Source organism: Ensifer adhaerens (assembly GCF_000697965.2).
Classification (GTDB): domain Bacteria; phylum Pseudomonadota; class Alphaproteobacteria; order Rhizobiales; family Rhizobiaceae; genus Ensifer; species Ensifer adhaerens.
In genome coordinates this window covers 1,433,832-1,455,813 of the sequence record NZ_CP015880.1, presented here as the reverse complement: position 1 = coordinate 1,455,813, position 21,982 = coordinate 1,433,832, and the positions used below count along the sequence as shown (strand labels likewise).

At 61.6% G+C, this 21,982-nt stretch carries 22 protein-coding genes and 1 tRNA gene; 13 read left to right on the top strand and 10 right to left on the bottom strand.

Going from position 1 to position 21,982, the window contains the following annotated elements; genetic code table 11:
• Positions 1-14: 14 nt before the first annotated feature.
• Positions 15-191, bottom strand: a complete 177-nt coding sequence (locus FA04_RS35035) for a hypothetical protein (RefSeq protein ID WP_156552957.1) — start codon at positions 189-191, stop codon at positions 15-17.
• 42 nt (positions 192-233) lie between these two features.
• Here FA04_RS35035 and FA04_RS06990 point away from each other — a divergent pair, with 42 nt between their 5' ends.
• Positions 234-2,207 carry a bifunctional 2',3'-cyclic-nucleotide 2'-phosphodiesterase/3'-nucleotidase gene (locus FA04_RS06990; protein ID WP_034791390.1) on the top strand — a complete coding sequence of 658 codons (1,974 nt, stop codon included), beginning with the start codon at positions 234-236 and terminating at the stop codon, positions 2,205-2,207.
• Between the two features lie 171 nt (positions 2,208-2,378).
• On the opposite strand, the gene FA04_RS06985 is transcribed toward FA04_RS06990, so the two are convergent.
• The gene (locus tag FA04_RS06985; protein ID WP_034791108.1) at positions 2,379-2,699 is read right to left on the bottom strand and encodes an HlyU family transcriptional regulator; all 321 of its coding nucleotides are present in this window, start codon (positions 2,697-2,699) and stop codon (positions 2,379-2,381) included.
• 74 nt (positions 2,700-2,773) lie between these two features.
• The gene (ilvA, locus tag FA04_RS06980) at positions 2,774-4,021 is read right to left on the bottom strand and encodes a threonine ammonia-lyase (RefSeq protein ID WP_034791101.1); all 1,248 of its coding nucleotides are present in this window, start codon (positions 4,019-4,021) and stop codon (positions 2,774-2,776) included.
• Positions 4,022-4,176: 155 nt separating this feature from the next.
• Here ilvA and FA04_RS06975 point away from each other — a divergent pair, with 155 nt between their 5' ends.
• The 5 genes from FA04_RS06975 (at position 4,177) to FA04_RS06955 (ending at position 7,533) form a co-directional block, all read left to right on the top strand.
• On the top strand, positions 4,177-5,631 hold the full coding sequence (locus FA04_RS06975) for a TrkH family potassium uptake protein (RefSeq protein WP_034791099.1): 1,455 nt from the start codon (positions 4,177-4,179) through the stop codon (positions 5,629-5,631).
• An 81-nt stretch (positions 5,632-5,712) separates the two neighbouring features.
• Positions 5,713-6,303: a hypothetical protein gene (locus FA04_RS06970; RefSeq protein WP_034791097.1), complete on the top strand. Its 591-nt coding sequence runs from the start codon at positions 5,713-5,715 to the stop codon at positions 6,301-6,303.
• A 4-nt stretch (positions 6,304-6,307) separates the two neighbouring features.
• On the top strand, positions 6,308-7,018 hold the full coding sequence (locus tag FA04_RS06965; RefSeq protein ID WP_034791095.1) for an HAD family hydrolase: 711 nt from the start codon (positions 6,308-6,310) through the stop codon (positions 7,016-7,018).
• A gap of 147 nt (positions 7,019-7,165) precedes the next feature.
• Positions 7,166-7,378, top strand: coding sequence for a hypothetical protein (locus tag FA04_RS06960; protein ID WP_127889037.1), 213 nt, complete (start codon positions 7,166-7,168; stop codon positions 7,376-7,378).
• A 70-nt stretch (positions 7,379-7,448) separates the two neighbouring features.
• Positions 7,449-7,533 (top strand) — tRNA-Leu (locus tag FA04_RS06955).
• A gap of 84 nt (positions 7,534-7,617) precedes the next feature.
• On the opposite strand, the gene FA04_RS06950 is transcribed toward FA04_RS06955, so the two are convergent.
• The 3 genes from FA04_RS06950 to wrbA all read right to left on the bottom strand — a co-directional run bounded on the left by FA04_RS06950 (position 7,618) and on the right by wrbA (position 8,988).
• Positions 7,618-7,836: a hypothetical protein gene (locus FA04_RS06950; RefSeq protein WP_034791089.1), complete on the bottom strand. Its 219-nt coding sequence runs from the start codon at positions 7,834-7,836 to the stop codon at positions 7,618-7,620.
• Positions 7,837-7,916: 80 nt separating this feature from the next.
• Complete coding sequence (locus FA04_RS06945) at positions 7,917-8,159, bottom strand: DUF2188 domain-containing protein (protein WP_034791085.1); 243 nt, start codon at positions 8,157-8,159, stop codon at positions 7,917-7,919.
• Positions 8,160-8,388: 229 nt separating this feature from the next.
• The gene (gene wrbA / locus FA04_RS06940; RefSeq protein ID WP_034791083.1) at positions 8,389-8,988 is read right to left on the bottom strand and encodes an NAD(P)H:quinone oxidoreductase; all 600 of its coding nucleotides are present in this window, start codon (positions 8,986-8,988) and stop codon (positions 8,389-8,391) included.
• Positions 8,989-9,152: 164 nt separating this feature from the next.
• On the opposite strand from wrbA, the gene FA04_RS06935 reads away from it, so the two are divergent.
• Together FA04_RS06935 and gpt are read left to right on the top strand one after the other, a co-directional pair.
• Positions 9,153-9,908, top strand: a complete 756-nt coding sequence (locus FA04_RS06935) for a competence/damage-inducible protein A (protein ID WP_034791070.1) — start codon at positions 9,153-9,155, stop codon at positions 9,906-9,908.
• A 129-nt stretch (positions 9,909-10,037) separates the two neighbouring features.
• The gene (gene gpt, locus FA04_RS06930) at positions 10,038-10,535 is read left to right on the top strand and encodes a xanthine phosphoribosyltransferase (RefSeq protein WP_034791068.1); all 498 of its coding nucleotides are present in this window, start codon (positions 10,038-10,040) and stop codon (positions 10,533-10,535) included.
• A gap of 68 nt (positions 10,536-10,603) precedes the next feature.
• On the opposite strand, the gene FA04_RS06925 is transcribed toward gpt, so the two are convergent.
• On the bottom strand, positions 10,604-12,079 hold the full coding sequence (locus FA04_RS06925; RefSeq protein ID WP_034791065.1) for a bifunctional ADP-dependent NAD(P)H-hydrate dehydratase/NAD(P)H-hydrate epimerase: 1,476 nt from the start codon (positions 12,077-12,079) through the stop codon (positions 10,604-10,606).
• 94 nt (positions 12,080-12,173) lie between these two features.
• A complete protein-coding gene (locus FA04_RS35030; protein WP_156552955.1) occupies positions 12,174-12,323 on the bottom strand; it encodes a hypothetical protein in 150 nt (49 codons plus the stop codon).
• Between the two features lie 99 nt (positions 12,324-12,422).
• On the opposite strand from FA04_RS35030, the gene FA04_RS06920 reads away from it, so the two are divergent.
• From FA04_RS06920 to hspQ, 3 genes are all read left to right on the top strand, one after another.
• Positions 12,423-12,761 carry a P-II family nitrogen regulator gene (locus FA04_RS06920; protein ID WP_003528058.1) on the top strand — a complete coding sequence of 113 codons (339 nt, stop codon included), beginning with the start codon at positions 12,423-12,425 and terminating at the stop codon, positions 12,759-12,761.
• 65 nt (positions 12,762-12,826) lie between these two features.
• A complete protein-coding gene (gene glnA, locus FA04_RS06915) occupies positions 12,827-14,236 on the top strand; it encodes a type I glutamate--ammonia ligase (protein WP_034791062.1) in 1,410 nt (469 codons plus the stop codon).
• Between the two features lie 283 nt (positions 14,237-14,519).
• Complete coding sequence (gene hspQ, locus FA04_RS06910; RefSeq protein WP_034791060.1) at positions 14,520-14,849, top strand: heat shock protein HspQ; 330 nt, start codon at positions 14,520-14,522, stop codon at positions 14,847-14,849.
• Positions 14,850-14,928: 79 nt separating this feature from the next.
• On the opposite strand, the gene FA04_RS06905 is transcribed toward hspQ, so the two are convergent.
• Complete coding sequence (locus FA04_RS06905) at positions 14,929-15,558, bottom strand: invasion associated locus B family protein (RefSeq protein ID WP_034791027.1); 630 nt, start codon at positions 15,556-15,558, stop codon at positions 14,929-14,931.
• 272 nt (positions 15,559-15,830) lie between these two features.
• On the opposite strand from FA04_RS06905, the gene FA04_RS06900 reads away from it, so the two are divergent.
• Positions 15,831-17,645 carry an extracellular solute-binding protein gene (locus FA04_RS06900; RefSeq protein ID WP_082572999.1) on the top strand — a complete coding sequence of 605 codons (1,815 nt, stop codon included), beginning with the start codon at positions 15,831-15,833 and terminating at the stop codon, positions 17,643-17,645.
• Positions 17,646-17,733: 88 nt separating this feature from the next.
• Entirely contained in the window at positions 17,734-18,396 is a 663-nt protein-coding gene (locus FA04_RS06895; protein ID WP_034791385.1) for a DsbA family oxidoreductase, read from the top strand.
• Between the two features lie 77 nt (positions 18,397-18,473).
• On the opposite strand, the gene mfd is transcribed toward FA04_RS06895, so the two are convergent.
• Positions 18,474-21,977: a transcription-repair coupling factor gene (mfd, locus tag FA04_RS06890; protein ID WP_034791384.1), complete on the bottom strand. Its 3,504-nt coding sequence runs from the start codon at positions 21,975-21,977 to the stop codon at positions 18,474-18,476.
• Positions 21,978-21,982: the final 5 nt, after the last annotated feature.

The window sequence follows — 21,982 nt, the reverse complement described above, 5'->3', positions numbered from 1 at the left end:
AAGGTTCCGTTTCCTCAAGCACCGTTAACCAGGAAACTTGAAGAAAACTTTACCGGGTGTCCGCTGTTGCTCGACCTTTCAGTGCGAAAATCTGCCGCTTTCGGAAACGCCAGCTTTCCGGCATATTCAGCGCCAACCCACCGTCGTTCGCCCGCCAGCGAACAAAACCCCCAATTGTATTCCTTTTCCATGAAGACCCGCATTCTTGATCAATGGAGGACCGCATGACATCGATGACTTCCCCGCTTAACCTCACGCGCCGCTCGCTTCTTGCGGGGGCCGCAGCGTCCTCGGCACTCGTCATGTTGCATCCATTCTCGGTTCGCGCTGCCGCCAACCAGGCGCATCTCAGGATCATGGAAACGACGGACCTGCACGTCCACGTCTTCCCCTACGACTATTACGGCGACAAGCCGAACGACACGGTCGGCCTTGCGCGCACCGCCTCCATCATCGACGCCATCCGCGCCGAAGCGACCAACTCCATCCTCGTGGATAACGGCGACTTCCTGCAGGGTAACCCGATGGGCGACTACATCGCCTACCAGCGTGGCATGAAGGACGGCGATCTCCACCCGGTGGTCGCGGCCATGAACGTGCTCGGCTATGACTGTGGCACGCTCGGCAACCACGAATTCAACTATGGCCTGGACTTCATGTTCAAGGTGCTGAACGGGGCGAACTTCCCGCTCGTCTGCGCCAACCTGACGAAGGGAGCGCTTGCCGCCAATGCGCGGGAGGACGAGCTGTTCCTGAAGCCCTATGTCATCCTCGACCGCAAGGTGAAGGACGGTTCCGGCCAGGAGCATCAGATCCGCATCGGTCTCATCGGCTTCGTACCGCCGCAGATCATGACCTGGGACGCCAAGCACCTGGAGGGCAAGGCCGATGCCCGCGACATCGTCAAGGCGGCGGAAGCCTGGGTGCCGCAGATGCGCGAGGAAGGCGCCGACATCGTCGTGGCGCTCTCCCACTCCGGCATTGGCCAGGAAGCCTATGCGGAGAACCTCGAGAACGCATCCGTTCCGCTCGCCGCGATCGAAGGTATCGATGCGATCGTCACCGGTCACAGCCATCTCGATTTTCCTGGGCCGAAGTTCGACGGCGTTGGCGGCGTCGACAACAAGAAGGGCCTGATCTCCGGCAAGCCCGGCGTCATGGGCGGCTTCTGGGGTTCGCATCTCGGCCTGATCGACCTCTTGATCGAGCGTGAGGGTGGAGCTTGGCGCGTCGTCAGCTCGACAAGCGAAGCGCGGCCAATCTATCGCCGCGTTGAAAAGAAAGTCGTGGCTGAAGTCGCCGATCGACAAGACGTTCTGGCCGCCGCACAAAAGGACCACGAGGCGACGCTTGCCTATGTGCGCACGCCCGTCGGCAAGACCAGCGCGCCGCTCTATTCCTACTTCGCCCTGGTTGCCGACGACCCGTCGGTCCAGATCGTCAGCCAGGCGCAGACCTGGTACATCAAGGACATGCTGAAGGACACCGAGCACCGCGACCTGCCGGTGCTTTCAGCCGCGGCCCCCTTCAAGGCCGGCGGCCGCGGCGGCGCCGATTACTACACCGACGTTCCGGCCGGCGACATCGCGATCAAGAACGTCGCCGATCTCTACCTTTATCCGAACACGGTGCAGGCCGTGGTCATAACAGGCGAACAGGTGCGCAACTGGCTGGAAATGTCGGCCGGCATCTTCAACGAGGTCAAGCCGGGGGCTTCCGACGCGCCGCTGATCAACGGCGGCTTCCCGTCCTACAATTTCGACGTCATCGACGGGGTCACCTATCAGATCGACCTTTCCGTACCGCCGAAGTTCGACAAGGACGGCAACACGATCAACGCCGCATCGAACCGCATCAAGAACCTGCAGTTCAATGGACAAGCGATTGATCCGGCGCAGAAATTCGTCGTCGCCACCAACAACTACCGGGCCGGCGGCGGCGGCAACTTCCCCGACATCACCGCCGACAAGGTGGTGTTCGTGGCTCCCGACACCAACCGCGATGTGGTGGTGCGCTACATCATCGACCAGGGCACGATCAATCCGTCGGCCGACGCCAACTGGACCTTCGCTCCGCTCGCCGGGACGAGCGTGACATTCGACAGTGGACCGAAGGCACGGCAGTTCCTGGCACAGGTGAAGGGCGTGACGATCGAGGACGCTGGCGACGCCGCCGAGGGTTTTGCGCGCTTCCGCATCAAGCTCTGAGCCCCCAACCGATCAGTGTGGGCTGCCGCTTGCGGCGGCCCACGCACTTGGCGCGCAGTCGACCAGCTGGCTGAACCGCCGACACAAGCCAACGGCACTCCTACCGAAAAACATGAGTTTCGACAGGCAAGCTTATGTTTACATTAGATTATCTTGAAGAGACAAGCCGGCTCAGACCTGGCGCGACGAGGCGTCGTCGGAAAACAGCGACGGGCCGGTCTGGTCGATGATCTGGCGCCCCTTGCGCAGCGCCGCGTCGATCGCGTCCTGCTCGGACGCGAAGAGATCGGCACGGATGAAGCTGCGAACCTTGGCGCCGCCTTCGGCCGAGACCTTCTCGATGTTGCCCGCCAGACGGAACTGCGAGCCCTCGCGCATCGGCGTCGCACGGATGGTGCAATCCGCATAGGCCTCGGATTTCCCCGGTGCTGCCTGCGCCTGGTCTTCGGAGTTGCCGGAACGGCCGAACAATTTCGAGAAAAACGATGCCATGCCCAAGACTTAGACGCCGCGGCCAACACTGTCAAAGCCTAAGTGCCGATAATTGACCGCGACGCCCACTCCCGTCAGATGATGAGGTTGGAAAGGATCTCGTTCTCGGTAATGTCCTGGTAGCGCAGCCCCGCGGCGTCGAAGCGAGCCTTCAGCACCGGGAAATTCTCGGCATGTTTTGTCTCGATGCCGATCAGGATGGAACCGAAGTTGCGCGCTGACTTCTTCAGATATTCGAAGCGCGAGATGTCGTCCTCGTCGCCGAGCAGGTTGAGGAAGTCGCGGAGCGCGCCCGGCCGCTGCGCCATGCGCAGGATGAAGTACTTCTTGAGGCCGGCGTGGCGCATCGCCCGCTCCTTGACGTCAGGCAGGCGCTCGAAATCAAAGTTGCCGCCGGAAACGACCGCGACCACCGTCTTGCCCGCAAGCGTCTCCGGTCCCAGCGCTTCCAGCGCCGAGATCGAAAGAGCGCCAGCCGGCTCAAGCACGACGCCTTCGACATTCAGCATGTCGATGATCGTCTGGCAGATCGCGTTCTCCGACAGCAACATGACCTGGTCAGGCGAGAAACGCCGAAGTGCCGCGAAATTGAGGTCGCCGATGCGCCCAACCGCGGCACCGTCGACGAAGTTGTCGACCTGATCGAGGGTCACGACGCTGCCGGTTTCCAGGCTTTCGCGCAGGCTCGGCGCACCCGACGGCTCGCAGAAGATGAAGTGATCGGCTGCAACCTTATCCTTGAGGTAGCCGGTGACGCCGGCGGCAAGACCGCCACCGCCAACCGGCAGCACGACGAGATCCGGAACCACCTCTTCCGGCAGTTGCCAGGCAATTTCCGCCGCGACGCTTGCCTGTCCCTCGATGATGTCGGCGTGGTCGAAAGGCGGCACCATGACGCCACCGATCGCCTCCACGTGGTCGCGGGCAGCCTTGTAGCACTGGTCGAAGATATCGCCGACCAGCTTGATGGTGATGAACTCGCCGCCGAACATCCTGGTCTTGTCGATCTTCTGCTGCGGCGTCGTCACCGGCATGAACACGACACCCGGAACGCCGAAATGGCGGCAGACGAAGGCGAAGCCCTGGGCATGGTTGCCGGCCGAGGCGCAGACGAAGGTCTTACCCGAGGCGCCGGCACCGATCGCCTTGCGGAAGAAGTTGAAGGCGCCCCTGATCTTATAGGAGCGAACCGGCGAAAGATCCTCGCGCTTCAGGTAAATATTCGCACCGTAGCGTGCGCTCAAATGTTCGTTGAGCTGCAGCGGCGTCGGCGGGAAGATCTCCCGCAAGGCTTCGGTTGCGGTTTCGACATCCTGCTTCATCACGTGCGGTCTTCCGTTGAGTTGGTCGCTGGCCGTCGCTATTGCACATCGCAACGCCCGAAGCCATGGCTTTGACTCGAATCGGGCCGACGTTGAAAATGACGCACTGACCGTTCCACCGGCACGGCCACATTGTTCTTCCGGGAAATAAACGCTTGAACGCAACCCTGATCCGGCATGCCGTGCACATTTCGGCGATCCTCGGCATATATCTTGCCTGCGCCATGTTGGTGCCGGCGATGGTCGATCTCTATTACGGCCATTCGGATTGGCAGATCTTTGCCGCTTCGGCGTTCATGGTCGGCGGCCTTTCGCTTGCGACCTTCATGGCGACGCGCATGGGCCCGCCGCCCTTCTCCAAGAAGTTCGGCTTTGTTCTCGTCAATATGCTGTGGGCCGTGTTCTCGGTTGTCGGCGCGATCCCGCTCTGGCTGTCATCGATGAAGCTCGATTTTGCCCAGGCACTGTTCGAATCCGTCTCGGCCATCACGACGACCGGTGCGACAGTGATCGTCGGTCTGGACGATGCGCCGCCCGGGCTCCTCCTCTGGCGGTCACTTTTGTGCTGGCTCGGCGGCATCGGCATCGTCGTGCTCGGCCTGTTCATCATCCCCTATCTCAGGGTCGGCGGCATGTCGTTCTTCAAGATGGAATCCTCCGACACCGGCGACAAACCCTTTGCCCGGCTCGCGAGCTTCAGCCGCGCTTTCCTCGCGATCTATGTCGTCATCACGCTTCTCTGCACGATCGGCTATTTCCTGACGGGCATGAACCGCTTCGATGCGATCAACCACGCGATGTCGACGGTGGCGACGGGTGGCTTTTCCACCCATGATGCATCCTTCGCCTATTTCGGCAGCATTCCGCTGCTCTGGACCGCCACCTTCTTCATGGCGCTTTGCAGCCTACCCTTCTCGATCCTGATCGTGCTCGTCGCCCGTGGCAGGCTGGATGCGCTGCGCGACCCGCAGATCATCGTGTTCCTCGGCTATCTCTCGGCCTTCTCGATTGCCGTTGCCGTCTATCATCGGCTCGCCAATGGCGTGGAATTCCATCTGGCGCTGGCACACTCCTTCTTCAACATCACCTCTATCCTCTCGACCAGCGGCTATGCCAGCCAGGACTACAGCCTCTGGGGGCCCTTCGTCGTCATCGCAGCCTTCATCGCCACCTTCATGGGCGGTTGCTCCGGCTCGACCGCCGGTGGCATCAAGGCCTATCGCTTCATCGTGCTCTTCAATGCGATCCGGTCGGGTCTGAACAAGATCGTCTATCCCAATGCGATCTATGCGGTGCGCTATGGCGGCAACACCGTCGACGCGGACACGCAACGCTCCATCTTCCTGTTCTTCATCACCTATATGCTGCTCTGGGTGCTCGGCAGTCTCGCCATGGGAGCGCTCGGCTACGATCTGGTCACCGCCACCTCGGCCGTCATTACCTGCCTTTCCAATGTCGGCCCGGGCCTTGGTCCGATCATCGGGCCGGCCGGCAACTTCTCGACGCTCGGCGATCCCGAACTCTATCTGCTGTCGCTGATGATGCTGCTCGGTCGTCTCGAAGTGCTGACCGTGCTGGTAATCCTGACGCCGGTCTTCTGGAAGCATTGACCATTCGCCTGGCGGCCCTATCGTCTTGACTCGGTGCAGCAGATGCCGAAAGTCGGTCGAAACCGGCGATGGGGGAACGTCATGGTGAAACATATACGTCGTCTGGCGATGCTGACCGCCGCCGTGACGCTTTCGGCTGGTCTCGCGGCCCATGCCGGCCCGCTTGCCGACGCGGCGGTGCAGGCCGAAAAGCTCGCGGCTTCCGGCGACGCGGCGAAAGCCCATGACCTGCTCCGCCAGGCGATGAGCGACTTTTCGCAAACGTTGCCGCTGGCGATCGGCAAGGCGGTTTTCGTGACCAAGGCGCCGACTGGCTACGCCATGTACGATCCGCGCGAGGGCGCAGTCTTCAAGGAGGGAGAGTCGCTGATCTCCTATATCGAGCCGATCGGCCTCACCTGGAAGGATTCGGCAACGAAAGGCCAACTCGAAAGCCACTTCACCGTTGATTTCGATATTCTCAATCCGAAGGGCGACGTGCTCGCCGGCCAGAAGGCGTTCGGCGATTTCACCTTCACCGGCCACCTCAGAAACCAGGAAATCTATTCGACGCTGACCATCGACGTTTCCGGCGCGCCTGCCGGCGACTATGTGCTGCGCTTCCACTTCAATGACGTCAACAGCGGCAAAAGTGCCAGCGTCGACCAACCCTTCAAGATTGCCGGACCGTAATATTATGCCCCATACTGTAACGACCGTCGGCTTCGATGCCGACGATACACTCTGGCAGAACGAGCAGTTCTTCCGGCTGACGGAAGCGCGCTTCGCCGAGCTTCTGAGGCCGCACACCGACACCGAACATCTCTCCGACCGGCTGCTTGCCGCAGAGAAGCGCAACCTTGGGCTCTACGGCTTCGGCATCAAGGGCTTCGTGCTCTCCATGGTCGAAACCGCCGTTGACGTTACCGGTGGCAAAGTCCCCTCCTCGGTCATCGCAGAAATCCTCGCCGTTGGGCGCGACATGCTCGTGCACCCGGTCGAGCCGCTGCCGCATGTCAAGGAAACCCTCGAGGCGCTTCACGGCCATTTTCGACTTGTCATGATCACCAAGGGCGATCTCTTCGACCAGGAGCGCAAGCTCGCCGCCTCCGGCCTTGGCGACTATTTCAACGCCGTCGAGATCGTCAGCGACAAGACCGTCGCCACCTACGAGCGCATCTTCAAACGTCACGGCGATGGAGCGCTGAAAAGCATGATGGTCGGCAATTCGCTGAAGTCGGATATTGTGCCTGCACTCGGTGCCGGAAGCTGGGGTGTCTATGTCCCGCACGCGCTTACCTGGTCGTTCGAACACCACGATAAGCCGGAGGACCATCCGCGTTTTCGCGAGATTGCGGATCTCGGCGGGTTGGGCACGGTCCTTGAGCGCTTGACACTGAAGGCTTGACTGTCGTCCGCAAGCGCCAAGTCGATTGCAACTATAAGATGATCCGTATCGATGATACACGAGTCAGCTTATCGTCCCCATGGTGGCTTAGATGAGGGGAACCAATGTTGGCGCTTGTTTTCAGCGATATCGATGGTGGTGGTGGGCATGCTCATTGGATGGCTGCTGAGGAAGGTTTCGGCTTTGAGCGTCTTTTCCTCGCGCCTCGCGGGTTTGGCGGTTCTGTTGTTTCCCGCACCCGCCATCTACTCGTTCAATTCGGGCTGGCCGTTTGTCGACGCGCTTATCGTCTACGGCCTTGGGGCGCTGATTGCCGCGGCCGTCTTCACTTTCATGAAGACGAGAGAACAGCGCGCCTAAGCGCGTTGTCCACCCCGAAACCCCCGATCACCCTTGACTGTTTGACCTGAGTGTTTGATCTAGGCTGTATGCGGGCGTGGCGAAACTGGTAGACGCAAGGGACTTAAAATCCCTCGGCCTTGGCTGTGCGGGTTCGATCCCCGCCGCCCGCACCAGGCAATCGGTTTTCAAGGATCAACAGGATAGGCGCATCCGACGCTCTCAGGAGAGCGAGACGTTGCGCCGGCGAGACTGGCCGCTCAGTTGTTGTAGTAATAACAATCGCATTCCGCCTGGTAGGCGTCGTCGTGCCAGACGCGGACGGCGAGTTTCGTTGCGCATCCCTGGTTTTCCAGCCTGAGGCCGAGAAGCGAGACCGCTGCCGCCTTGGAATTGGGGGCGTCCACCTCGATTGCCGATCCGACCTGGTGGACACCCTGCCGCGGGGTCCAGGTGAAGATCTGAACGCTGTAGTGCATCGAATATCCTCCGTGGAGAGATGGTGTGCACGCAATACTAAACGCTATGTGTTCGCAATGAGCCGGTCGCCTTGACCGTTTCAGCCGTCTTCGACGGTCGCTTCAGGCCGATCGCCGCCATCCGTGTGTTCGAAGTGCCAGTGGCCCTCTTCGTCCTGGAAGCTGATCTCCTCGTCGTCGCCGCCGACTTGCTGTTCGGCGGCGGCGGCCTTGGCGGCGGCAAGCGCCGTTTCGCGGTTGGGAAAGGGTTCCGAAAAGGCGTCGGCGGCCTTATAGGCCCATCCGCCGTCATGAGGAACGATGGTGTACGTAATTCGCGCCATACTTCCCTCCCGATAATCCGAAAGACGTTTCCGTCTTCGGCGGGCCGTTGCCGCACGGCCCTGCATTCCTCCTCGTCAAAGGCATACTCAATGCCGAACGCCGCGGATATTAGCACAAGTGTGGTACGAATTGCCACATTCGCGAATCACCCGGAAAGGCTAGCCGCAAAACAAAAAGGCGGCCCCTTGCGGCGCCGCCTAAGCTCTTGAAACGATTGCGTCGAAATGATCAGGCCGAAAGCTTCGCAGCGATCTTGGCGACGTGTGCGCCCTGGAAGCGGGCCGCCTGGAGTTCGACCTCGGACGGCTGGCGCGAGCCGTCGGCATCGGTGATCGTCGAGGCGCCATAGGGCGAGCCGCCCTTGATTTCGTCGAGGCCCATCTGGCCCTGGAAGGCATAGGGAAGACCAGCGACGACCATGCCGTGATGCATCAGCGTCGGAATGAAGCCGAGGATCGTGGATTCCTGACCGCCATGCTGGGTGGCCGAGGACGTGAAGACCGAGCCGACCTTGCCGACCAGCTTGCCAGACGCCCACAGGCTGCCCGTCTGATCGATGAAGTTGCGCATCTGCGAAGCAACGGTGCCGAAGCGCGTCCCGGCGCCGAAGATGATCGCGTCGTATTGGGCAAGCTCCTCGACATGGGCGATCGGCGCGGCCTGGTCGAGTTTGAAATGAGAGGCCTTGGCGATCTCGTCCGGCACCAGTTCCGGAACGCGCTTGACGTCGACTTCGGCGCCGGCAGACTTGGCGCCTTCGGCCACGGCGTAAGCCATGGTTTCGACGTGTCCGTATGCCGAATAGTAGAGAACGAGAACCTTGGCCATAATTGCTCCTTTGGATACAAGCGATCCCACTTGATCACTGCTGCGCGGAAGATTTATCAAAATGCAGCCGCATGCCAGGAGCCGTCCGGGAAACAGACTGTTCTCGCAATGTGAACAATAATAATTCACTGTTAAATGACTGACTAAACAAACAGGATCACCCGATGAGCAGCATAAAAGTCGTCACTGCCGCCATGGTCGCCATCGGCGACGAACTTTTGTCGGGGCGAACCAAGGACAAGAACATCGGTCACCTCGCCGACATGATGACCATGGTCGGCATCGACCTGAAAGAAGTGCGCATCGTCGCCGACGACGAGGCGGCGATCGTCGAGGCGATCAATGCGGTGCGCAGCCGCTACGATTACGTCTTCACATCCGGCGGCATCGGCCCGACGCATGACGACATCACGGCCGACGCCGTGTCTCGCGCCTTCGGCGTCGAATGCATCTACGAGTCCGAGGCGATGGCGCTGCTCGGCGCCATGTACGAACGCCGCAACATGGAGTTTACCGACGCGCGCAAGCGCATGGCGCGCATGCCACTCGGTGCACGCCATATCCCCAACCCGGTATCGACAGCGCCTGGCTTCGCCATCGGCAACGTGCATGTCATGGCCGGCGTGCCGCAGGTCTTCCAGGCCATGCTCGACGCGCTGCTGCCCGGCCTGAACGTCGGCTCGCCCCTCCTCTCCCGCACCGTACGCTCGCCCTTCGGCGAGGGCGATATCGGCAGCCCGCTGACCGAAGTGCAGAAGAACCATCCGGAGACGAGCATCGGCTCCTACCCGAAATTTGACGGCAAGACCTTCTCGACGGATATCGTCGTGCGGGCCCGCGATCCGGAAGCGCTTGCTGCAGCGGAGGCTGATGTCCAGGCGATGATCCAGGCAATCGCCGACGCGCGGGCAAAGGGATAGCGCGAAGCCCTTGCACTCAAGGCCTCAATGCCGTTATTGCATGTCGGCAAATCAGGATGACGCGTTCCCGCCTGCCCGATCTGCCGGACGCTTCGCCTTACCCTCGTTCAGACAAGCCGGAGCCCACCCATGTCGCTGCCCGATAAAGCCTTTCCCGTTTCCTGGGACCAGTTCCACCGCGATGCCCGGGCGCTTGCCTGGCGGCTGGCCGACAACGGCCAGGAATGGCGTGCCATGGTTTGCATCACCCGTGGCGGCCTGGTTCCGGCTGCGATCATTTCGCGCGAACTCAATATCCGGATGATCGAAACCGTCTGCGTCGCCTCCTACCATGACTACGACACGCAGGGGCAGATGAAAGTGCTGAAGGGCATCACGCCTGAAATCACCAAGGACGGCGGTGAAGGCGTGCTGATCGTCGACGACCTGACGGACACCGGCAAGACCGCGGCCGAAGTACGGGCAATGCTGCCGAAGGCGCATTTCGCTGCCGTCTACGCCAAGCCGAAGGGCCGGCCGCTCGTCGATACCTTCGTGACCGAAGTCAGCCAGGACACCTGGATCTATTTCCCCTGGGACTTGGGCTTCACCTACCAGGAGCCGATCGCCAAGGGCACGCGCGGCTGATAGCGCATCTGGGCGGACACCGCGAACGTCGCCTCTCAAGAGGTGGTTTGTCGCCTGTGCGCTCACGATCAACTGATCGGCGGTATCGCGCCGATCAGCGTTTCAGCGGTCAAGCCTGGCCCTGCCTTGGCCCCGGCTGCGCCATGGCGCCAGACCGCTGCGATCGCCGCTTCGAAGGCCGGCATTCCTTTCGCCAGATGTGCGCCGACGATGCCGGCAAGTACGTCCCCCGATCCGGCGGTTGCCAGCCACGGCGGCGCATTGTTGTTGACGACGGCCCGCCCGTCCGGCGCGGCAACGACGGTGTCGGCGCCCTTGTAGACGATCACGGCATGGCTCGCCCGCGCCGCGGCCTGCGCCTTCTCGATCTTCGAAAGCCCGTCGTCACCGGCGATCTCCGGAAAGAGGCGAGCGAACTCGCCATCATGCGGCGTCATCACCATTTGCCCGCCACCTTTCGCCAGCGCCGCGAACAGTTCGCCGGGGTTCGTCTGGAACGAGGTGATGCCATCGGCGTCGAGCACCAGAGAGCGATCGCAGAGCGCAAGCGCAAAGTCCCTCGCCTTCTTGCCGATGCCAAAACCCGGCCCAAGCACGAAGCTGCCCAGGCGCTGGTCCTGCAGCCATTTGGTAAGCTCCCGGCTTCCGTCGATCTCCTTCACCATCACCGCCGTCAGATGAGACGCATTGATGCCGAGCGCGGCCTTGCCGGTGGCGACGGTAACGAGGCCAGCGCCAGCCGCAAGGCCCGCTGCCGCCGAAAGTCGCGCCGCGCCCGTTGCCTGGCGGTCGCCTGAGAAAACGACCAGATGCCCGCGCTTGAACTTGTGCGTCGAGGCCGCCAGGTCACCTCCCCAGCCCGCCCAGAGGAACGGCGCGTTGAGGCGCAGCGAACCTGCGCCGGCACTCACAATGCGCGCGGGAATGCCGATATCGAACACCTTGAGTGTGCCGCAGAGGGATCGCCCGGGCAGAAGCCAATGACCGGGCTTGGGCGCCATGAACGTGACAGTGTGGCGAGTGGCAAAGGCGGCGCCCCGGATCTCGCCCGTCCGGCCGTCGATGCCGCTCGGCAGATCGATGGCAACGACCGGAACGCCGCTGGCATTGACCCGTTCTATAAGGTGAACGACGTCGTCAGGGAGGTCGCGTGACAAGCCCGCCCCAAAGAGCGCATCGATGACGACATCGCCAGCCTGTGGTTCGAATGCAGAGATTGGCGCAGCAGGACCACTCCAGTCGGACCAGGCCCGCGCTGCATCTCCTTGAAGCCTGGCGGGATCGCCGAGGACGAACACCGCGACATCCGCCCCGCTTTCGGCAAGGCCGCGGGCTGCGATGTACCCGTCACCGCCATTGTTGCCTGGACCGCAGAGCACGACGAAGCGGCGGGCATCCGGAAAATGTCGCAGGGCCGCCGCCGTCACCGCCAGTCCGGCGTTGCGCATCAGCGTAAAACTATCGATGCCGGATTGGGCTGCCGCCCGGTCGATTGCCGTCATTTCGGCGGGCGTGATCAACAGGTGCTGAAGGTCGGAGCGCATACGCCAGACTTATCCATGCCCACGCGCGTGAAGCAAGGCCTCAGCGCCGCCACCACGATTGCCTTAAAATCATGCACTTGCACATAATTGTTGCTCAAATAACAAGCTTTGCGTCAGCAATGACGCGGAGACGCCGCAAGAAGCGGGCATCTTTCGATCGGAAATCATAAAAAATAGGCAGATCGCGCCCGCCGAAGGTATGGAAATCCCGCAATCGGCGCGCCGACAGCAGATTTTTTGTCATTCTGACAGATTTTCGCAGAAAAACTGGCATGCAACGTGCATATTCAGGGCGAGCGGGCATGATCCTGCTTTCAAGGGAGAAGCGGAGAGACATTTTCTCATGAAAAAGATCGAAGCGATCATTAAGCCCTTCAAGCTCGACGAAGTGAAGGAAGCCCTTCAGGAAGTCGGTCTGCAGGGTATCACCGTCACGGAAGCCAAGGGCTTCGGGCGGCAGAAGGGTCACACGGAGCTGTATCGCGGCGCCGAATACGTGGTGGACTTCCTGCCGAAGGTAAAGGTCGAAGTCGTGCTGGCGGATGAAAACGCGGAGGCCGTCATCGAGGCGATCCGCAACGCCGCGCAAACCGGCCGCATTGGTGACGGAAAGATTTTCGTTTCCAATGTGGAAGAAGTCATCCGAATTCGCACGGGCGAAACCGGCCTCGACGCCATCTGACATCACGGGCCGTTCGGCCCGGTTCTTTTCAAATCCTCGTCATCTCACACAGGGAATAACGGCAAATGACGACTGCAAGCGATATTCTGAAGCAAATCAAGGACAACGACGTCAAGTTCGTCGACCTGCGCTTTACCGATCCGAAGGGCAAGCTGCAGCACGTAACGATGGATGTGGTCTGCGTCGACGAAGACATGTTCGCCGATGGCGTCATGTTCGACGGTTCCTCGATTGGCGGCTGGAAGGCCATCAACGAGTCCGACATGGTGCTGATGCCCGATCCGGAAACAGCGCATATGGACCCGTTCTTCGCGCAGTCGACGATGGTCATCATCTGCGACATTCTCGATCCGGTTTCGGGCGAATCCTACAACCGCGACCCGCGCGGCACGGCCAAGAAGGCTGAAGCCTACCTCAAGGCATCCGGCATCGGCGACACCGTCTTCGTTGGCCCGGAAGCAGAATTCTTCGTCTTCGACGACGTCAAGTACAAGGCCGACCCGTACAACACCGGCTTCAAGCTCGACTCCTCGGAACTGCCGTCGAACGACGACACCGATTATGAGACCGGCAACCTCGGCCACCGCCCGCGCGTCAAGGGCGGCTACTTCCCGGTTCCGCCGATCGACAGCTGCCAGGACATGCGCTCTGAAATGCTGACGGTCCTGTCCGAAATGGGCGTCACCGTCGAAAAGCATCACCACGAAGTGGCCGCCGCCCAGCACGAGCTCGGCGTCAAGTTCGACGCGCTGGTGCGCAACGCCGACAAGATGCAGATCTACAAGTACGTCGTGCACCAGGTCGCCAATGCCTATGGCAAGACGGCAACCTTCATGCCGAAGCCGATCTTCGGCGACAACGGCTCGGGCATGCACGTACACCTGTCGATCTGGAAGGACGGCAAGCCGACCTTCGCCGGCGATGAATATGCCGGCCTGTCGGAATCCTGCCTCTACTTCATCGGCGGCATCATCAAGCATGCCAAGTCGCTGAACGCCTTCACCAACCCGTCGACGAACTCCTACAAGCGTCTCGTCCCGGGCTATGAAGCACCGGTTCTGCTCGCCTATTCGGCACGCAACCGTTCGGCTTCGTGCCGCATTCCGTTCGGCACCAACCCGAAGGCCAAGCGCGTCGAAGTCCGCTTCCCGGACCCGACCGCCAACCCCTACCTCGCCTTCGCAGCCATGCTGATGGCCGGCCTCGACGGCATCAAGAACAAGCTGCACCCCGGCAAGGCCATGGACAAGGACCTTTATGACCTGCCGCCGAAGGAACTGAAGAAGATCCCGACCGTTTGCGGCTCGCTGCGCGAAGCGCTGGAAAGCCTCGACAAGGACCGCAAGTACCTGACGGCCGGCGGCGTCTTCGACGACGACCAGATCGATTCCTTCATCGAACTTAAGATGCAGGAAGTCATGCGCTTCGAAATGACCCCGCATCCGGTCGAGTACGACATGTACTACTCGGTCTAAAACCATTGGAACCGGCGGCATCGGCAACCGGTTCAAGCCGTGCTCAAGGGCCGGCGGCTCCTCAAACGGAGCCGCCGGCCTTTTCTTTGGCGCGCACGATTGCGAGCGCCCTGAACAAGGAGCGGCACGAAACCGTCGAATTGTGTGATATTATGTTGCCAACAACTTTTGCGCGTCCGCGGGACACGCGCGGCGAGATCGATCAATGGAGGGTGTAGGGAATTCCCTATTGATGTTTTGGGTTCGCCAACCCAGATAATCTCCTGAAAGGATGTGTTGCGTCATGAAACAGAGAAACGCCAAATTCGAGATCGGACAGGTGGTTCGCCATCGGGTTTTCCCGTTCCGCGGCGTCATTTTCGACGTCGACCCGGAATACGCCAACACCGAGGAGTGGTGGAACGCCATTCCGCAGGAGATCCGCCCGAGCAAGGATCAGCCCTTCTATCACCTGTTCGCCGAGAACGACGACAGCGAGTATGTCGCCTACGTCTCCGAGCAGAACCTGGAATTCGACGACAGCGACCGGCCGATGCGCCACGCGCAAGTCGATGCCCTGTTCGACAAGGATGGCGTCGGCCACTACAGGCCCAAGGCGACGTTCCGGCACTAAGGCAACTGCGCTCTCGAACAAATGAAAACGCCCGGACCGCGAGGTCCGGGCGTTTCTTTATGAGTTTGCGGAGGACCGCTTAGTTCTGCTTGGCAGCCTTCTGGGCTTCTTCAAGCTTCTTGCGCGCGTCCTCGGCCTTCTTCTGCATCTCTTCCTGCAGCAGGCGCTGACGCTCTTCGAGCTGCGACTGCTCGATCGGCTCGCCGTCGAACACACCGGTGAAGCCCGTCAGGGCCATCTTGATCGGGTTCGGAGCGCGCTGGAAGTTGACCGAGGTGAAGACGACCTCATTGCCCTTCTTCAGGCTGGCGATCAGCTGGTCGGAAAGCGGCGCTTCTGCAACGCACTTGTCGGGCATGCAGATGGCGTAGTCGAGCTTGACCGGCTTGCCGCCGTCGATCTGCATCTGAACGCCGGTCGGAATGAGGCGCGCGGACGGTACGGAAACCTGCATGATCTTGCGGTTGACCTTGCCGGAGACGGTGATGAGGCCGACAGCGGTCACGAGCTGGCCGTTGTTGGCGGTCAGCAGGTTCTGAACGATGCAGACATCGTTGTCTTCCTGCTTGGTGCAAACCTTGAACCAGCCCTGCGGCGGCTTGCCGCCAGCCTGCTGTGCAGACGCAACGCTCGGAACGCCCGCAGCAGCTACAGTGAGCGCCAGCGCTGCCATGCCCGAACGTTTTGCAATATTCGACTTGAAGATCATTGTGATTCCGTCTCCTGAAATCCGGTAACGGAACAGTTGTTCCGCAGGTGAGTATCGTCAGCCGCCGTTGTCCTGTTGGCCAAATAAGGCAAATGCATGACCCCGTTTCCGGAAACACCTGTTACATTGGCTCGCTTCGATTATCCAGTGTTTCCTGTCATTTTTTGACTTCATACTAGGCGGAATTTGGACCGCGGATCGGTTGGATTCATCCGTCGGCATTGGTAACGTTCGGGGAATCGGCCTGTTGATACCCCTCACGGGAGGTGACCTTGCGTGCAATTCTTTCCGGTCTGGCGCTGATCCTGACCGCCACTTCATTCGGCACTGCTGCGGCAGCCGCTCCCGTGCATGCGATTGCCATGCACGGAGAGCCGGCGCTGCCTGCCGATTTCAAGAACTTTCCCTACGTCAATCCGGACGTAAAAAAGGGTGGAAAGATCTCCTATGGCGTCGTCGGCAGCTTCGACAGCCTCAATCCCTTCATCCTGAAGAGCATGCGCACCACCGCGCGCGGCATGTGGGATCCGGAATACGGCAACCTCGTCTACGAATCGCTGATGCAGCGTTCGCGCGACGAGGCCTTCACCATGTATGGCCTGCTCGCCGAAACAGTGGAGTGGGATGACGACCGGACCTTCATCCAGTTCAATCTCAACCCGAAGGCCCGCTGGGCCGACGGGCAACCTGTTACCGCCGAGGACGTGATCTTCAGCTTCGAGCTGCTGCGTGACAAGGGGCGTGTCCCCTTCAGCAACCGCATGGCCAAGGTGGCGAAGCTCGAAAAGGTCGGGGAGCGCAGCGTGCGCTTTACCTTCACCGAGGATGCCGACCGCGAGCTGCCGCTCCTGCTCGGCCTGTCGCCGGTGCTGCCGAAACATGCCATCGACCTTGCGACCTTCGACCAGACCACGCTGAAGCCGCCGCTCGGCTCCGGCCCCTACCGCGTCGCAGAGGTGAAACCGGGCGAGCGCATCGTCTACAAGCGAAACCCGGACTATTGGGCCAAGGACCTGCCCTCGAAGGTCGGCCAGGACAATTACGACGAGATCTCCGTGGAGTATTTCCTCCAGGAGAACTCGCTGTTCGAAGCCTTCAAGAAGGGCGAGATCGACATCTATCCGGAAGGCAGCGCCACCAAGTGGGCGCGCGGCTACGATTTCCCGGCGGTTCGTTCCGGCGAGGTCGTCAAGGAAACCTTCACGCCGAAGACGCCGTCCGGCATGCTCGGCATCGTCTTCAATACCCGCAGGCCAATGTTCGACAACTTGAAGCTCCGCCAGGGCCTGGCGCTGGTCTTCGACTTCGAGTGGGTCAACAAGAACCTCTTCGACAGCGCCTATACGCGCACGCAGAGCTACTGGCAGAACTCGGCGCTGAGTTTTCTCGGCGCACCGGCCGACGACCGCGAACTCGGCCTGATCGGCGACGCCCGCGATCGAATCAACCCGGCGATCCTCGACGGCACCTATCGCCTGCCGGTGACCGACGCGTCCGGGCGCGATCGCAACGTGCTGCGTGTTGCTGTCTCGCTGATGCGCGAGGCCGGCTATCAGATCAAGGACGGCAAGATGGTCGACCCGCAGGGCAAACCGCTCGCGTTCGAGATCATGAGCCAGAATGCCGGCCAGGAAAAAATCGCCCTCGCCTACCAGCGATTTCTCGCACCTCTCGGCATCCAGGCGTCCGTGCGCACCGTCGACGATTCGCAGTACCAGCAGCGCAGCCAGTCCTTCGACTACGACGTGATCATCAAATCCTTCCCCTCGACGCTGTCACCCGGCATTGAGCAGGCCGGGCGCTGGACCTCACAGGCGCGCGACCGGCAGGGTAGCGACAACTTCGCCGGCGTCGCCGACAAGGACGTCGACCGGATGGTCAATAACATCCTGCAGGCCCGCACGAGCGAAGACTTCACGGCGGCGGTGCGTGCGCATGACCGGTTGCTCGTCAACAATTCCTATCTGGTGCCGCTCTATCACCTCGACGCACAGTGGGTGGCGCGACGCAAGCATATCGGCCGGCCCGATACCATGCCGCTTTACGGCTACCAGCTTCCGACCTGGTGGGATCAAAACGCACAATAGAGGGTTGGTTCCCTTTTGGTAACGCATTGAAAGCCGGATGAAACCGGCTTATCTCGCCTTCAACCGAACAAGGAAAGGCGCCCACACCATGCAAACCGTCAGCATCGATATTGTCTCGGACGTTGTTTGTCCCTGGTGTTATCTCGGCAAGGCGCGGCTCGACCAGGCGATTGCCAATCTTCCGGACGTGCTGGTCACGGTCAACTGGCGCCCCTACCAGCTCAATCCCGACCTGCCGCCCGAGGGGATCGATCACAAGCGGCATCTTGCCGAGAAGCTCGGCGGCCAGGCGGCCGTCGATCGCGCCCACGACACGCTGCGCGAACTCGGCAATGCCGACGGCATCGCCTTCGACTTCGAAGCGGTGAAGATCAGCCCGAACACGCTTGACGCTCATCGGCTTGTCCGCTGGGCCGCGACCAACGGCGAGCAGGCGCAGTCCGCCGTCGTCGGCTTGCTGTTCAAGGCCAATTTCGAAGAAGGCCGCAATGTCGGTGATCACGCGGTCCTGCTCGATATCGCCGAGCAAGCAGGCCTCGATCGCCCCGTCGTTGCGGCTCTGCTTGGCTCCGATGCCGACAAGGATGCGGTCAAGGAAGAGGTTGGCATGGCCCGCGAGATGGGCGTAACCGGCGTTCCCTGCTTCATCCTCGAAGGACAATATGCCGTGATGGGCGCGCAATCGGTCGATGTATTGACGAATGCGCTGCGCGAAATCGCCGAGATGAAGGCGAGCGGCAAGCCGAACTGATCTCGGCACGACCTGAAACAGACTTGCTCGACAGACCTTGACCGTACTGCCGCACCACGCGGCAGTACGGTTTTTTCTTACTTCGCCAGGCCGGCGAGCTGCGTCATCACCATTGCTGCACCGGACAGGCGCTTTTCCGGCGTCGCCAGTTCGCGCTGGAAGAAGATGCTCTGGTCGGGCCGGATCTTCGAAAGCGTGCCTTGCTTGGCGATGTAACCCACCAGTGCCGCAGGGTTCGGGAATTCCTTGTTGCGGAACTGCACGACGACGCCCTTCGGCCCGGCATCGAGCTTCTCGACATTCGCCGTGCGGCAGAGCGACTTGATGTAGACGATCTTCAAGAGATGCTGGACCTCGATCGGCAGCGGACCGAAGCGGTCGATCATCTCGGCGCCGAAGCCGTCGATCTCCTTCAAGTCCGTCAGTTCGCCGAGACGACGATAAAGGCCGAGCCTCAGATGCAGATCCGGAACGTAGTGTTCCGGGATCATGACGGGCGTTCCGACCGAAATCTGCGGCGACCAGCCGGTGTCGTGGATTTCTTCCTCACCCTTGAGTTCGGCGACCGCTTCCTCGAGCATCTGCTGGTAAAGCTCGAAGCCAACCTCCTTGATATGGCCCGACTGCTCTTCGCCGAGCAGGTTGCCAGCGCCGCGGATATCGAGGTCGTGACTTGCGAGCTGGAAACCGGCGCCGAGCGTGTCGAGCGACTGCAGCACCTTCAGCCGGCGTTCGGCCATGCCCGTCAGCGTCTTGTTGACCGGCAGCGTGAACAGCGCAAAGGCGCGCACCTTCGAGCGGCCGACGCGGCCGCGAAGCTGGTAGAGCTGGGCGAGACCGAACATGTCGGCGCGGTGCACGATCAGCGTGTTGGCCGTCGGTACGTCGAGACCGGATTCGACGATCGTCGTCGACAGCAGTACATCGTAACGGCCGTCATAGAAGGCGTTCATGATGTCTTCGAGCTCGGTTGCCGGCATCTGGCCGTGGGCGACGGCTACCTTCAGCTCCGGAACGTCCGATTTCAGGAAATCATGGATCTCCGACAAGTCGCTCAGACGCGGGCAGACATAGAAGCTCTGGCCGCCGCGGTAGTGCTCGCGCATCAGCGTTTCCCGGATCACCAGCGCATCGAAGGGCGAGATGAAGGTGCGCACCGCCATGCGGTCGACCGGCGGCGTCGTGATCAGCGACAGTTCACGCACCCCGGTCAGGGCAAGCTGCAGCGTGCGCGGGATCGGCGTCGCCGAAAGCGTCAACACGTGCACGTCGGACTTCAGCTCCTTCAGCCGCTCCTTGTGCTTGACGCCGAAGTGCTGCTCTTCGTCGATGATCAAGAGGCCGAGATTGGCAAAGTTGACCGACGTGCCGAGCAGCGCATGCGTACCGACGACGACATCGGTCTTGCCATCGGCCACTTCCTTCTTCGTCAGCGCCAGTTCCTTGGAACCGACGAGGCGCGACGCCTGCTGGATGCGGATCGGCAGCCCACGGAACCGTTCGGAAAAGGTCTTGAAGTGCTGGCGGGCAAGCAGCGTCGTCGGCACGACGACCGCGACCTGTACGCCGTTCATGGCAGCGATGAAGGCGGCACGAAGCGCCACTTCCGTCTTGCCGAAGCCGACGTCGCCGCAGACGAGGCGGTCCATCGGACGGCCGCTGCCGAGATCTTCCCGCACCGCCTCGATCGAGTTCAGCTGGTCTTCGGTCTCGTCATAGGGGAAGCGGGCGGCAAACTCATCATAGACGCCGTCCTGTGCGGCGAGCACCGGCGCCCGGCGCGTATGGCGTTCGGCGGCGATGCGAATGAGGCCGCCCGCCATATCGAGCAGCCGCTTCTTGAGCTTGGCCTTGCGCGCCTGCCAGGCGACGCCGCCGAGCTTGTCGAGGATCGCATCGGTGCCTTCTGAACCGTAGCGCGACAGAAGCTCGATGTTTTCGACCGGCAGGAAAAGCTTGGCATCGTCGGCATAGACGAGCTCGAGGCAATCATGCGGGGCGCCGACCGCCTCGATGGTGCGCAGGCCGACGAAACGGCCGATGCCGTGTTCGGCGTGCACGACATAGCTGCCCTCGTCGAGACCAGCCACCTCGGCGATGAAGTCGGCACCGCGCTTGCGCCGCTTCGAGCGGCGGACCATGCGGTCGCCCAGAATATCCTGTTCGCCGATGATGACGAGATCGCCCGTCTCGAAACCGGCTTCGATGCTGAGCACGGCCGAGGCCGCCTCGCCCGGCTTCAGCGACTTGATCTCGGCGAGTGCCTTGATGGGCTTGACGTTGCCGAGACCGTGTTCGGCGAGAACCTGGAGCAGGCGATCGAGCGATCCTTCGCTCCAGCCTGAAATCACCACCTTGGCGCCCTTCGAGCGCCGCTCGGCGATGTACTTGACCGCCTGATCGAAGACGTTGACGCGTTCGTCTTGGGCTTCGCCCTCACCCGCCGACTTCGCCCAACGCATGCCCTGGCGCGCATCGACCGAGATGACCTGGCGGGCCTCGCCCTCGTGCTCGTTGAAGGGCGACAGGCGAATGGCGTCGCGTGAACTCAGGCCAGCGTTGAAGCCCTGCGAGCTCAGATAGAGCAGCTCCGGCGGAACCGGCTTGTAGGGCGTACCCTGGGTGGCCTGCGCCTTGCCCGGAGACGCCGAGGCCAAACGGGCGTCGTAATAGTCGAGAATGAGCTTCGAGCGCTCAGCCGCAGCTTCGCGCGCCAGATGATCGGTGACGATACGGAAGCCGTCGAGATAGTCGAAGACTGTCTCCAGCCCGTCATAGAACAGCGGCAGCCAATGCTCCATGCCGGCATAGCGCCGGCCTTCGGAGACAGCCTGGTAAAGCGCGTCGTCGCGGGTCGTCGCGCCGAACAGCGACAGGTAGTGCTTGCGGAAGTGGCTAATCGTTTCGGGCGTCAGCGACACCTCGCTCATCGGATTGAGATCGAGGGAGCGGACCTGACCGGTCGTGCGCTGACTTGCAGGATCGAACGAGCGGATTGTTTCGAGCGTATCGCCGAAGAAATCAAGGCGCAGCGGCTCGCCGCTCCCCGGCACGAAGACATCGAGGATGCCGCCGCGCACTGCGTATTCGCCAACCTCACGCACGGTCGCGACACGCTCGAAGCCGTTGCGCTCCAGCCGCATCGCGATGTCGTCCATACGCACCTGATTGCCCGGACGGGCCGAAAACGCCAGGCTCTGGATCACGTCCTGCGGCGAGATCTTCTGGAGGGCGGCGTTGACCGTCACCAGCACGATCGCCGCATGCGGCTTCTTCTTGTGCGCAATCAAGGCGCTCAGCGCCGCCAGCCGCCGTGCCGACGTGTCGGCGCTCGGCGAGACGCGGTCATAGGGAAGGCAGTCCCAGCCGGGAAGCGTCAGCACCGGAATGTCGGGCGCGACGAATGAGAGGACCTGCTCAAGATCGGCGATCCGCTGGCCGTCCGATAGAATGTAGGCGACCGGCTGGCCGGCGCGGGCGAGCTCAGCAAGGATCAGCGCCTCGGCCCCGGAGGGCACCGGCCCGATCGTGATCTCTCGCTGTGCTTCGACAATCTTCTTCGGATCAAGGCCAGCCAGCATCATCG